Annotated in this window: 11 protein-coding genes and 1 pseudogene; 8 read left to right on the forward strand and 4 right to left on the reverse strand. The window is 51.3% G+C overall.

Going from position 1 to position 12623, the window contains the following annotated elements; translation table 11 throughout:
• Positions 1-54: 54 nt before the first annotated feature.
• The 3 genes from Q9L42_RS13645 to Q9L42_RS13655 form a co-directional block, all read right to left on the reverse strand.
• A complete protein-coding gene (locus Q9L42_RS13645) occupies positions 55-1344 on the reverse strand; it encodes a transposase (RefSeq protein ID WP_432648903.1) in 1290 nt (429 codons plus the stop codon).
• Positions 1345-1881: 537 nt separating this feature from the next.
• Entirely contained in the window at positions 1882-2205 is a 324-nt protein-coding gene (locus tag Q9L42_RS13650; protein WP_305907851.1) for a Slp family lipoprotein, read from the reverse strand.
• A gap of 134 nt (positions 2206-2339) precedes the next feature.
• On the reverse strand, positions 2340-3920 hold the full coding sequence (locus tag Q9L42_RS13655) for an FMN-binding glutamate synthase family protein (protein WP_305907850.1): 1581 nt from the start codon (positions 3918-3920) through the stop codon (positions 2340-2342).
• A 205-nt stretch (positions 3921-4125) separates the two neighbouring features.
• Between Q9L42_RS13655 and Q9L42_RS13660 the strand changes: the two genes are divergently transcribed.
• From Q9L42_RS13660 to Q9L42_RS13680, 5 genes and pseudogenes are all read left to right on the forward strand, one after another.
• Positions 4126-4863 (forward strand): DUF547 domain-containing protein, encoded by a 738-nt coding sequence (locus Q9L42_RS13660; protein WP_305907849.1) that lies wholly within the window; start codon positions 4126-4128, stop codon positions 4861-4863.
• A 224-nt stretch (positions 4864-5087) separates the two neighbouring features.
• Positions 5088-5657, forward strand: a complete 570-nt coding sequence (locus tag Q9L42_RS13665; RefSeq protein ID WP_305907848.1) for a sigma-70 family RNA polymerase sigma factor — start codon at positions 5088-5090, stop codon at positions 5655-5657.
• A gap of 50 nt (positions 5658-5707) precedes the next feature.
• Positions 5708-5944: a hypothetical protein gene (locus tag Q9L42_RS13670; RefSeq protein WP_305907847.1), complete on the forward strand. Its 237-nt coding sequence runs from the start codon at positions 5708-5710 to the stop codon at positions 5942-5944.
• Between the two features lie 1076 nt (positions 5945-7020).
• Positions 7021-7526: pseudogene (locus tag Q9L42_RS13675) on the forward strand (reverse transcriptase domain-containing protein); the annotation flags it as partial.
• 105 nt (positions 7527-7631) lie between these two features.
• Positions 7632-8045 (forward strand): group II intron maturase-specific domain-containing protein, encoded by a 414-nt coding sequence (locus Q9L42_RS13680; RefSeq protein ID WP_349431453.1) that lies wholly within the window; start codon positions 7632-7634, stop codon positions 8043-8045.
• A 414-nt stretch (positions 8046-8459) separates the two neighbouring features.
• Here Q9L42_RS13680 and Q9L42_RS13685 read toward each other — a convergent pair whose 3' ends face one another.
• Positions 8460-9395 carry an IS1595 family transposase gene (locus Q9L42_RS13685; protein WP_305907846.1) on the reverse strand — a complete coding sequence of 312 codons (936 nt, stop codon included), beginning with the start codon at positions 9393-9395 and terminating at the stop codon, positions 8460-8462.
• Between the two features lie 400 nt (positions 9396-9795).
• Here Q9L42_RS13685 and Q9L42_RS13690 point away from each other — a divergent pair, with 400 nt between their 5' ends.
• The 3 genes from Q9L42_RS13690 (at position 9796) to Q9L42_RS13700 (ending at position 12612) form a co-directional block, all read left to right on the forward strand.
• Positions 9796-10962, forward strand: coding sequence for a Fic family protein (locus tag Q9L42_RS13690; protein ID WP_305907845.1), 1167 nt, complete (start codon positions 9796-9798; stop codon positions 10960-10962).
• 79 nt (positions 10963-11041) lie between these two features.
• Entirely contained in the window at positions 11042-11392 is a 351-nt protein-coding gene (locus tag Q9L42_RS13695; protein ID WP_305907844.1) for a hypothetical protein, read from the forward strand.
• 119 nt (positions 11393-11511) lie between these two features.
• Positions 11512-12612: an IS701 family transposase gene (locus Q9L42_RS13700; protein WP_305910195.1), complete on the forward strand. Its 1101-nt coding sequence runs from the start codon at positions 11512-11514 to the stop codon at positions 12610-12612.
• Positions 12613-12623: the final 11 nt, after the last annotated feature.

Here is a 12623-nt window from a genome sequence, read left to right on the forward strand (position 1 = left end):
TTTCATGGCTTAACAAAATCTAGTGACCATGCCAGCAATTCCCAATTTAAAACCTTACGTTTTCCTGGGTATTAGATTTTCACCATATAGCATGAACCGCATCAGATGCTGCCAATTATCAAAAGGCATGAACTGAAGCAAGGTTCGGAATTGTTCGAAGAAAGTGCGCCTGGAGGGCGCCGCATGGCGGACGGCCCGGTAAGCCTCGTCCAACCATTCAAGCGCGGTATGAGCGAGGAAAGCCAATAAGTTAAGGGTCGCCAAGAAGTTGGACAAATGCTGCTTGCCGTGGGCAAAGTTATGCTCGAAATGATAGCCGTGATTCTTGAGAACATTGTTGTTTTCGTTCTCTATTTTCCAGCGCGCGCGGCCTGCAGCGACCATGTCGATCACATTGTGTTCGTCGAGGGTGTGTGATGTCGCCCAGGCATTACGGTAGACCACTTCTTGTTTGGCATTGAGGATCGTCACTTCGCACCAATTGACCATTAACGCATCGTCGCTGTTGCGGAGCGGGACTTGATTGAGGTAACGGTAGCGTTCGGTCAGGCGTTGTTTGCCGTTCCAACGGCTTTTTTCGAGCGTTTGGACCTCGCCGGTCCGGGTAAAATCGTCGAGCCATTCGTACAATAACGCATGGGAATCAGGCTTGCAGACGAACAGAAAATCCAGGTGCTGCGCACGCACGGCCTCACAAAACGGCTGGTGACAATACAAATCATCGCCCAGCACGGTGATGCCTCGAGGAGCGTAATGAGCACCCCACGTGGTGAGCCAGCGCTTGGCCGCCGCCAATTCGCAGTCTTGTTTGTCGACGCCGTCTTGGACGCGAACAAATTCCGGCGGCAAAGGCACCACGCGGCTTTGCCCGGGGGCGACAATCACCGGTGTCACGACGGTGTGACGGTATAAGGTTTGGCCGTTTTTCAGCGTTTGTTGAGTACAGCACGGACAGGAAATCTTTTCCGAGCTGAAGGAATCGGTGCCGTCCATCGCCACCAACAAGGTGCCGCCAACACTCATGAACGGCTTCAGACAACCCTGCGTGTAAAGCTGGTCACCCACCTCGGCCAACACCGGATAGAGTGTTTCCGGTGCAATCGGATCCAGCAGGTTGCCGATTTGGCTGGTCGAAGGAATTTGATGGACACCAAAAATTGATTGCGCATTATTTCGATTGTGAAGCTTTTGCATTCGCTGCTGATAGTCCAGAAAAGACGGGCTTTGCGTAAAGAAGACCGAGAAGGCGCTCAGGGCGGCATCTTCCACCGCATATTTCCGATTGTTGCCGGGTTTGCGGTGGTCAGGCAGGTTTTCGAAGGTAGTGCGAATCTGGTTAATTATTTCCAAGTCCATTTGAATTGACCTATGGGATTATGGGGGGTGATTTACAGGTTTAAAATTGCCACTATTTTACCAGGGTTTTAAATTGGGAATTGCTGTGACCATGCCCTAAACCCCGCAATAATACTCAAACAGTCCATATATGGGAATTGCTGAAACGGGGTAGTCGGTTAGCTCCTCTACCTACTACATGTTGTGGTGCAACCAATCATAGCCATGGGCAATTTCAGAGTCGATTACTGGACCTGTAACAACCGCTTGCTCGAGCAATCGTCAAATTGTTCCACCACTATATATTGTACTAAGAGGAGCTAACTGACTACCCCCTTTGCTGAATATCTCCTGACCGGTGGACGATGACATCCCGCGTAATGATAACCGCCATACAAGGGATAATAGCCACAATAACCGTAATGGCGATACTCATGTTGTTGCGGCCAAAGATGAATTTGCCGTGACTCGATAACAGGTAATTTAAGGGTTTTGTGACCGCCTTTGTTCTCGCTCAGCTCGCTGAGCTGAGCGTTCCTGTCACCGTCAGTTCGCGCCCTTTCGTATAAACGGCGGGTCGAGAAACTTTTCGCTTTTGATGATGAAACGGCCATTCGATGGATCGTCCGTTTCTGGACGGCCATTAGACTGTAACGGGTAATGGAGAGTTTGTATTGTTGTAAAAGATTCGTCATTGATCACCTCCAGTACGGTTCCTCCCCAACGCACCGATTTACCCTGATGCGCCGAGAAATCTTCTTGAACTTCCGGCAGACGAACATCAGGGCTTGGCGCATGCCGAATCTGCTCGGGTATTGTCGAGCAGGCGCTCGCCATCAAAGTAAGCGCCAATATTGCGGGTCTGAACATAATAACCTCCAGCAAGTGATAAAATGTTCACTTAGGTTTCTTGTTAATTCAGGGGCCTAAAGAGCTGTCTCTTTAGGATTCCATACCCATCAGTCGGCTTGGAAAACGAAAACTTACAGACCCTTTCACTGACTTTAATAACGATTGGAATTGGCCAAACGCATATCTTCGCGGTAAGCATCGGATAGATCATCGCTCAACAAACAACCCTCGATCAGGCTGGGATAGATATCTGCGTAGCGCTTTATTTCGGTCGCGCTGACCCGGCGAAAAATATGACTACGGTTCAATTCCTGGGTATGCCGAAGGCCGGCCGCTGCGATGATTTCCGCCGCGCTGATGACCGTTTCGCGTTGAAAATTAGCCACCCGCCGTTTTTTATCGGTTACTACCAGGCCCTTCATGAGCGCTTTGTTTTGCGTAGCGATGCCGGTCGGGCAGGTGTCTTTGTTGCATTGCAACGATTGAATGCAGCCTAACGCGAGCATCATGCCGCGGGCGCTGTTGCACAGATCCGCACCCAGCGCCAAACGTTTGACCAGATGAAAGCCGGTGAATACCTTGCCGGAGGCGATGATCTTGATCTCCGGTTTTAGACCGAAACCAACCAGGCAATCGCTGACGAAGGCCAATGCGTCGAGTAACGGCATGCCAACGGAATTGGTGTATTCCAGCGGAGCTGCACCGGTGCCGCCTTCGCCGCCATCCACGGTTATGAAATCCGGGGTGATGCCGGTTTCCAACATGGCCTTGCATAAAGCAATGAATTCGCTACGCCGGCCGATGCTGAGCTTGAAGCCTACCGGTTTGCCGTCGGACAGATCACGCAGTTTCCGGATAAATGCCATCAATTCCAATGGCGAGGAAAAGGCCGAATGAACGGCAGGAGAATTGACCTGTTTATAGGCTTCGACGCCTCTGATCGCCGCAATTTCCGGGGTGTTTTTGCAGGCCGGCAGGACGCCGCCGTGGCCGGGTTTGGCGCCCTGGGAAAGTTTGATTTCGATCATTTTAACCTGCGGATGCGCTGCTTTTTCGGCAAACAGACTTTCATCGAATAGCCCGAGCGCATTGCGGCAGCCGAAATAGGCGGTGCCGATTTGCCAAATCAAATCGCCGCCGGGTTGCAGATGGTGGTCGCTGAGTCCGCCTTCGCCGGTATTATGGGCAAAATCGCCCAAGGCGGCGCCGCCGTTAAGCGCCATGATGGCGTTGCGGCTGAGCGCACCGAAGCTCATTGCTGAAATGTTCAGGATGCTGGCGGAATAGGGCTGTTTACAGAACCGACCGCCCACGGTTACCCGTAAATCCTTCTCGATCTCGGCTAGGTTCTGCGCCGCCAGGGAATGTCCGATCCATTCGTAGCCGACCCGATAGACATCGAATTTGGTGCCGTAGGGAACGGTGTCCAGTTCGCATTTAGCCCTTTGGTAGACCACCGAACGGAATACCCGGTTGATCGGCGCACCTTCGGTGTCCGGTTCGATGAAGTATTGTTGAACCATAGGCCTTAGGCTTTCCATCATTCGGCGCGCCCGACCGATTACCGGATAATTCCTGAGCAGGGAATGCCTTCGTTGCAACATGTCATACAGCCCTAAGAATACAACCGGCAATACGATGGCCAGAGTCCACAATAGCGATCGCCAATAGTATGAGAACAGCGCAATAGCTAATAAAAGGCAGAGGCTGACAAAAATAAATTGAAGGCGCATGAGGTTATATCCTTTTCTTTGGAGATGTTGAATGAAAATCAAAAGATCTTAAAGATCTTGATGAATATTAAGCTGTCGCGCTCAAAGGAAGATCCTTACAACCAACATTCAGGGCGCTTTTTTTTAGCCGCCTGTAAGGATTGCGTATCGAATACGACCAACGTGTAAATTTAAAAAACGTGTAAATTTAAAAATGGAGCGAATCATGTCGTTGAGAGCATTATTTTTTATTATCGTAGTCGCGCTGGCGATTCAACCCGTTGCCGCCGAAGAACCGGACTGGAATGATTACCGTAGTGTGTTGAAGCATGTGAAACCGGGTCTGAAAAATGGCGTGAAATTGATGCAGGTCGATTATGCCGCACTGAACAGCGACGGCAGTCTGGAAAAGGCCTATCGAAATCTATCCGCATTCGATATTAACCACCTAGCTAGCAAGGAAGAGCGGTTGGCGTTTTATATCAACGCGTACAATATATTGGCGTTGAAGATGGTCGCCGACCATTGGCCGACCGACAGCATCAAGGATGCCGGCAGTTTTTTCAGTCCGGTCTGGAATAAACCCGCCGGTCAACTGGGCGGCAAAACGGTGACGCTGGGGGAAGTTGAACATGAGATCTTGCGCAAGATGGGGGAACCGCGTATCCACATGGCCATTGTTTGCGCCTCGGTCAGTTGTCCCGACCTCAGAGCCGAACCTTATACGGCCGTTCGTTTAAACGAACAATTGGACGAGCAGACCCGTCAATTTCTGGATAATTCGGGAAAGGGTCTGAGGATAGCGGGGAAGGTCATCCAAGTATCGAAGATTTTCGACTGGTTCGAAGAGGATTTCGAGGCCTATGGTGGCGTAGCGTCTTTTATCAAGCGTTATCGTCCCGGATTGCCGGATTTGAGGATCAAGACGAACATTCCTTACGACTGGTCGGTTAATGGATCATAATGTCAGGTCTGATTAAAGGGTGTAGAGTTTAAGCGTTTACATTTTAATCAAGCATCACGATAGAGATTGATTGTCAAACGAGACAATAAACGCCAGTAATTTGCGAATATAAGCTCCATTTAACCGATGATAGTCGGCTATAAATGTTGTCAATGCATGACCCGGGGCCTCATCTTGGATAAAATAGCGGTAACTTTTTCAATAATAACTATAAGGTTACCGAGATGCCGCATAAAGGTTCCGCACCTGAACAATGGTTGGATAAATATGGAGATGTTTTGTACCGATTTAGCCTAGCCAGGGTGAGAGCCCCCGATGTGGCCGAGGACCTGGTGCAAGAAACTTTGTTGGCTGCCTTGAAGGCGAAGGAAAATTATGCAGGTCAGGCTTCCGAGAGAACCTGGCTGATTGGCATACTGAAACATAAAATCATGGATTATTTCCGTAAGGCGACCAAGGAACAAGCACAGGAATATGACGATGGTTTGGCCAATGATCCAGAGAATGATTTTTTCGATGAGCAAGGCAATTGGAGTATTGATCTGGCTTCCTGGTCGAATCCGGATAAGGTATTGGAACAAGAGCAATTCATTCGAGTACTACAAGAATGCATTGATAGATTACCGCCGCGATTGGCGCAATTGTTTATCCTGCGCGAAGTCGACGGAATGGAAAGCGAGGAGCTGAGGCAGACATTGTCTATTTCAACATTGAATAATTTGTGGGTAATGATGTCGAGGATGCGTACGCAATTGCGGCATTGTCTTGACTTGAATTGGTTTGGTCAGAAATGAGAAGGGCCATGTTGACATGTAAACAAGCGAGCCATTTGGCTTCGAAATCAATGGATACCAAATTGACCTGGCGTGAGCGTTTGGGACTTTCATTTCATATTGCGATGTGCGGTTTGTGCCGGCGCTATGTCAGAGATATGAAAAAACTGCGCTCACTCTTGCGTCGTAAGAGGCAAACGGGCGGCGTGTTACTACCGGAATCGGTAACGCTTTCGAAGCAATCGAAAGCTCGTATCAAACAAGTGTTGGCCAAATCCATGGAGCATGAAGGTGATGATCGGGTTTAACTAAACAATAGCAGTGTCCCGTACCGTTTTAACGCATCCGCTGAAAATCTTGGAAACGGAGCGCCAGCGAAGTGAAGATTTTTAGTCCCCGATAGGCGTAGGGCCGATTGTTTTGTCGGAATCGAAGCGAGAGCGGTGTGACTGGCATGGTAGTCAGCTAGCTGGTGAAAGTCCAGCCTTTGCCCTGTGAGAAGGGAAGAAGTAGGCGAAAGCAAGGGTGTCCAAAGAAACTCCCGGTAGCTACCCAACAGGGAAGCACGGTTACCGAGAGCCAATGCGGAATCTGAAAGAAGCTCTAGCCGAATCGGTCACCTAAACGAGAGTGAACCTTCGTAAGGCGGCAGCAAGAGGATGAGGTGCCCGCGTCCACCGAAGTCCGATATTCTCACCGTAACTTGCTGTTGTATTGAAGGTAGGTGGACCGAGATAAAGTTGACTATCTTACCCAGTGAAGGGCCGTCGGCTTCGGGTCGGTGTAACTGCGACACCTTAAGCCCTAAGCGCAGCAGTAATGCTGACGTGATGAACCGAGGGTCTGCAGATGAAGCCGTAGTAATCGTAAAGTTCGATGCCGATGAGGTTATGGTGACATAGCTGAGGGAAAACATCGAACCAGTGACAGGAAGTTGGAGGTGAAGGGTGGAACACGTAGCGGCCATGGCCGTTGATTATAAACTGAGGGTCTGAGATCAGCCTGACAGGAGCAATCGACTATTCGCGTCGTAAACAGTGAACGAATCGATTGCGCGAGATTGAAGAAAGGCCATTGCAAGAGAGAGAAAAAGTGAAATGAACGAACATGACCGATTGATTGAGGAACCAAGACTCTTTGACCAACTGTGCTCAACGTTGTATTTGAGTGCGGATTTGAACAGGTGAAGAAGAACAAAGGCAAACCCGGCATTGACGGGGTCACGATAGCCGACTTTGAAGCCCGTTTAGACGAAGAGCTAAGTCGTCTGCAACAGGAATTGCAGGATTGGACTTACCAACCCTCGCCGGTTCGCCGAGTGGAAATACCTAAGCCTGGCGGCAAGGGCGTACGTCTGCTCGGCATACCGACGGTGCGGGATCGTGTGGTACAGACGACCCTGAAATTGTTGCTGGAACCGATCTTTGATCCGCATTTTTCAGGGCACAGCTATGGCTTTCGTCCGGGACGGAGTCAACACCAAGCGGTGCAAGCGGCGCAACGGATCGTGGAAAGCGGTAAACCCTATGTGGTGGACATCGACTTATCGAAGTTCTTCGATCGTATTCACCACGACCGGCTGATTGGCCGGATGGGGCAACGGATCGCCGACAAACGCATCTTGCGCTTGATCGGCATGATGCTGCGCAGTGGCGTGATGATCAACGGCGTCGTCAACCCTAACAAGGAAGGTGCGATGCAGGGCGGACCGTTAAGCCCTTGCTGAGCAACATTGTTCTGGACGAACTGGATCAGGAATTGGAAAAGCGCGGACTGGAATTTTGTCGGTTTGCCGATGACTGCAACATTTTCGTTGGGTCGCAAAAGGCGGCGGAGCGAGTGATGGAGAAAGTCAGCCAATTCATCGAAAACAAGCTGAAACTGAAGGTGAACCGGGAGAAAAGCCAAGTGGCTAAATCCGATGCGGTAAAGTTCTTAGGCTTTACCGTGGTCGACGGGACGGTAGCGATTGCGCACAAAGCCCTGCAAACGGCCATGAGTAAAGTCAAAGCCTTAACGCCGCGAGGCACCCATCAGACGCTGAATCACACCCTGGCCGACCTTAATCAGTGGTACGTGGGCTGGGCCAACTACTACAGCTTGACCCAATACCCGTCCCAGCTGAGGAAAATCGAAGCCCATATCCGGCGACGATTACGAGCGAGGCTGGTGAGTCAGCAGAAGCGGAAACAGCATCTGTATCGAAACCTGGTCAAACGGGGCGTACCGCGAAAGCAAGCCGCCCAGACGGTCTTTTCCAACAAGAAACGGTGGGCGCTTTCCGCAACCCGAGCGGTGACGAGAGCCTATCCGAACAGTTGGTTTATCAACCTGATGGGACAGGAAATACGATCCGACCGACAGTTAGCGCATTGGTTTGAGGTATCTCAATGGATTCGTCTTACGTGAGGAGCCGTGTACGGACCCGTACGCACGGTTCTGTGGGCAGACGGGAGCTGCGGCTCCCTCTGACCCGATAAGGTGGAGACAAAATAAAAGGTCTCCCGAAACGCCGTCAAGTCATTTGTGGGAGTGCGACGGAGCCAGCATCGAGTTTACGATGATATGGCGGAGTGGCACGGACGCAGGACGAATCGGGGCCGCCGGAGGCAATAATCGCCACGTAATTTCTGCCGCTTGCTTGGGCTGGGATGCCCAAAACAAGCTTTCGCAGAAATAGTGGCGCGCTAGGTTAAATACACCACAGCGCTGTGCCTGGCTACGGCAGAAACCGAGGCAATATTAACTTGGATATGACTGCAAGAATTCCTTTGTAGAAAGTTTCCGACAAATCATAGCTTAATAAACCAATGAATTTCCTGATTAGCAAGATGCGTCAGCTTGCCGAAGCCAATAATCCGGGCGGGGTTCAGTCGTAGCCGCAGCCACGATAAGGCGCGTCGTAATGGTATCGAGACGGAAGCGTCGGTTAAAGCGGTATGCGAACGCACCTAAGTAACGGGTGCCGTATTTTGCGAAATCGAAAGCATGGTAGGCGCCGCCTAGACTGGTTTTGAGATTGCCCAGCACCGTATTGATCCAACAGAATTCCGGCAGGTCCCTGGGCTTCCGGCCACCGGCGATGATCACCTGGTGTTTGCAATCGGCATCGGTCACGCCGGAAAAACAGGCCAAGCCATCGGACCGCACGACACAGCCGGAGCTGAGATCATCTTGTGCCCAATTGGCAATGGCTTTGCGGGTAAAACCGGGAATCGGCGCCATCTTGATAAACCTCGGCTGTCCCTCGGGGGTGAGTGAGAGTGCCGCGATAAACGGTACCTTGTTCTCCGAACCGCGACCGGCCTTGCCGCCAGCTAATTCGCCCCCGAGATAGGCATCGTCTACCTGGATGTCGCCGTCCAAGGTGTATCGGGCCTCCCGTTCGACCATCGCTTGCATCAGTTTCTGCTGGATCAACCATGCAGTGGGGTAACTGACGCCCAATTGCCGTTTCAAAGTGAGGGCGGACAAGCCGGTCTTAGCCTGGCTGATCAAGTAGATCGCCAGAAACCAGACCGTCAGTTTAAGGTGGGTGCTCTGGAATAAAGTGCCCGAAATCAGCGACGTCTGTAACCGGCAGGACCGACATTGGAAGGTTTTGCGCCTGCCAGATTTAAGCACATAGTGTTCGGCATCCCCGCAGCCGGGGCAGCGAAAGCCCTGGGGCCAACGGGACTGTTCCAGGCTGACTTTACATTGCGCTAAAAAGGCAGGCAGTGACAGGCCTGTTTGAAACTGAATTTTATTCATGGCCATGAGTTGGACTCCTGGGGGAATTAAGTGGCCAGTATGCGCCTTCTGGTCGAGAATATCCTGGTTTTTGGGCTTTAGCTGAAGAAGCTTGCTAATCAGGTAACTCAAGTCTGGAGAAACGCTTGGGAAGGGTCAAAAATGTCGATTTCCCCACCCATGGCACCGGCAGACAGCTGATTTTGGCAATTTTGGTCCGGATGGCTCGGGAAACGAAGTTAACGCGGTTTTCCCTTTCCGAAAAATCGGCAAGTCTGCACCGCCTAGAGGATGTACATCAATCCTCTAACCGAGTCTGAACGACATTCCATAACGCTCCCTTGACAATTTCCTGTTGCGACCTTATTTTAGATAGAGGCCTAAGTTAAAATAAAAGAACTGTTAATTCAAAAAGTGAAATAAGAGCATGAACAGGGATCTACAAGGCCATTACATAACCATTTCGACAGTTGGTGAAAAGGCACAAGCCTTTGTTCCGGCTCCATTGCCGCCAACGCCACCTATTGAATGGTCATCCGAACTCAGGGAAAAGTTTGATCAGGCCCTGTTGGCTCTCGGTCGTCTGGACAGTGTTTCGGTGTTGCTCCCGGACACCTCGCTCTTTCTTTATATGTATGTGCGTAAAGAAGCGGTTCTTTCCTCGATGATTGAGGGAACACAATCTTCGCTTTCCGACCTGTTGTTGTTTGAATTTGAGCATCAACCCGGTGTGCCGCTGGATGACGTGCAGGAGGTCAGTAATTATGTGGCGGCGCTGAATCACGGCTTGAATCGACTGAATGAAGATTTTCCTATCTCTCTCCGATTGCTGAAAGAGATTCACAGTGTTCTGCTGTCGAAGGGGCGCGGTAAGGAATGTGATCCGGGTGAGTTTCGCAGAAGCCAGAACTGGATTGGTGGTAGCCGTCCCGGTACAGCTGCTTTCGTACCTCCGCCTCCGGAATATGTTCAGGAGTGCATGGGTAAGCTGGAGCTGTTTTTGCACGATCAACCGGAAAAGACGTCTGTTCTTATCAAAGCGGCTCTGGCCCATGTTCAGTTTGAAACCATCCACCCGTTTTTAGATGGTAACGGACGTCTGGGGCGTTTGATCATCACTCTGCTGCTCTGTTCTGAGCGAGTGCTTAAAGAGCCGATGCTTTACTTGAGTTTGTATTTCAAAACTCATCGGCAGCGGTATTATGAACTGCTGAATGAAGTACGCCTGACTGGTGACTGGGAGGCTTGGCTGGACTTCTTTGCTGACGCCGTCATCCATACAGCCACTCAGGCAGTGGAGACAGCCCAGCAACTGATGAAGCTTTCTGCTGAGGATGGTCAACGTATCAATGGTCTCAAACGCATTTCCGGCTCTGCGCATCTGATTCACAAAGTGATGCTGGAGCGGCCGATGGCCTCGCCAAACTGGATTCAGGAGAAGACCCAGCTGTCACCGGCAACCGTTAACGCATGCCTGCGTGAACTGGAACAACTTGGCATTGTCGAAGAGGTAACCGGTCAGAAGCGAAACCGCCTTTATTCCTATGTAGAATACATCCGGATAATGAACGAAGGTACCGAGCTGCCACGCTAGTCGGATGTGGTTTGAATTTGTTACGCTGGGCATGGCGGAATGAGTCGAACTTACGTCCGTTCTCTGTTTGGGGAAAAAGATGCCGGATCAAGCGCTTTCGATTGCTGTCAGGGCGGCCAATCTGCCTTCGGATCGCTGGCTGTTTATCAACGGCTTATCCGGTTTAACCTCCTTTATGGCAAGAGAGGGGATTAACGATCCCGAACAAGCCTTCCAAGCTTTCTTCGATGCCGCGAAACACTTCCATAACCTGGAAAGCGACTACAACGGTAAAAGCTTCACCGATTACCTGCGAGAGAAAGCCGCCGCCAAAGCCCGGCGTTTTAACGTCGCGTTTCCCGGTGTCGGTGACGTGGTGCAAGAGAAAATTGGCTCGATTGACTTTGCCGAACAGCGAAGGCGGATTGAACCGGTTGACCTTTGTGGGTGATGCGGCTGATCGCACGGTGAATATCGGCAATCCGGATCGGCTGGACAAAATGAGCGGCCGAATGCCGAAGGCTAATCTATTCGGCGATATCGTCCATCTATGGTTGTTCGACAAGGACGCTGTGGGGATTGATTCCGTCCCCCACGACCGATGGCCGCTTATTGATTGGCTTGGACGATTTTATCAACCTCAAAGTGGGTCAACACATTTTCGGCTGCGCGTCGATTTTCGATCATGCCGCCAAAGCGAATCAAAGCCGTTACCCCTGGGCGCAAAATGTGGTGTCGATCGGCTTACTGAAGCAGGTCAAAGGTCGTTGGGCCTGTTTGTTTTTGGGCTTTCGTTTTTACTTACCCCGTCACATGATCGCCGAACAAAAGGAAACCGCCAAAATCAAAGGCCAAGTCGCGCCGTTTCAAAGCAAACTCACGCAAGCGGCGGAAATGCTAATCGCCGTCGCCGGTCACTTTGCTTCGACACCGATGCTGGCGGTCACCGACAGCTGGTTTGGGAATCAGGGGTTATGGAAGCCGGTGCGCCAAACGGTAGGCGAACGTTTTCACCTGTTATCCCGATTGCGCAGCAACCAGGTGCTCTATGCGCTCCCCGACGCCCGGCCCGCCGATGCCAAGACACGCGGACGCCCCCGTAAATACGGCCAGCGTCTGGGGACCGTGACCGACCGAGCGCACGCGCTCCGGCAGCAAACTGCTGCCTATCAGGTTAACCTGTATGGCAAAGTACGCGAAGTACTGGCGGTTGAGAAAACCGTCATGCTGAAGACCTTAAAATGCCCCATCAAGGTCGTGTGGGTGTTTCGTAAAACCCAGTGGGTCGCCTTGTTTACGACCGATCTCGACTTGTCGGTCACCCAGGTCATCGAATATTATGGCGCTCGGTGGAAGATCGAGTCCGGCTTTAAAGAACTCAAGCAAGACATTGGCAGTCAAAAATGCCAGAGCCGGAATGCCCAGGCCGTGATAAACCACCTGCATTTCTGTATGATGGCCACCACGGTCACCTGGATGTACGCCGATCGCATCAAAGCGGATCCGCAACGTCGGCACAAGGTCAAGGGGCGGACGAGTTTCGCCTTTTCCGATGTCCGGCGCCTCATCGCCGAAGCCTCACTGAGTGAAGATTTTGATAGGCTTTGCCATAAACCCACCAATCCCATGAAAAATTCGCTGGTCGCGGTGTTGTTACGCATGGTGGCTTGAGGCGTTTTTAG

Source organism: Methylomarinum sp. Ch1-1 (genome assembly GCF_030717995.2).
Taxonomy (GTDB): Bacteria; Pseudomonadota; Gammaproteobacteria; order Methylococcales; family Methylomonadaceae; genus Methylomarinum; species Methylomarinum roseum.

Bases quoted from the DNA above. Each gene is read 5' to 3' on its own strand.
- Q9L42_RS13655 (WP_305907850.1), bottom strand. From the start codon at position 3,920: ATGCGCCTTCAATTTATTTTTGTCAGCCTCTGCCTTTTATTAGCTATT.
- Q9L42_RS13680 (WP_349431453.1), top strand. From the start codon at position 7,632: ATGAGTAAAGTCAAAGCCTTAACGCCGCGAGGCACCCATCAGACGCTG.
- Q9L42_RS13660 (WP_305907849.1), top strand. From the start codon at position 4,126: ATGTCGTTGAGAGCATTATTTTTTATTATCGTAGTCGCGCTGGCGATT.
- Q9L42_RS13690 (WP_305907845.1), top strand. From the start codon at position 9,796: ATGAACAGGGATCTACAAGGCCATTACATAACCATTTCGACAGTTGGT.
- Q9L42_RS13650 (WP_305907851.1), bottom strand. From the start codon at position 2,205: ATGTTCAGACCCGCAATATTGGCGCTTACTTTGATGGCGAGCGCCTGC.
- Q9L42_RS13695 (WP_305907844.1), top strand. From the start codon at position 11,042: ATGCCGGATCAAGCGCTTTCGATTGCTGTCAGGGCGGCCAATCTGCCT.
- Q9L42_RS13670 (WP_305907847.1), top strand. From the start codon at position 5,708: ATGGATACCAAATTGACCTGGCGTGAGCGTTTGGGACTTTCATTTCAT.
- Q9L42_RS13685 (WP_305907846.1), bottom strand. From the start codon at position 9,395: ATGGCCATGAATAAAATTCAGTTTCAAACAGGCCTGTCACTGCCTGCC.
- Q9L42_RS13665 (WP_305907848.1), top strand. From the start codon at position 5,088: ATGCCGCATAAAGGTTCCGCACCTGAACAATGGTTGGATAAATATGGA.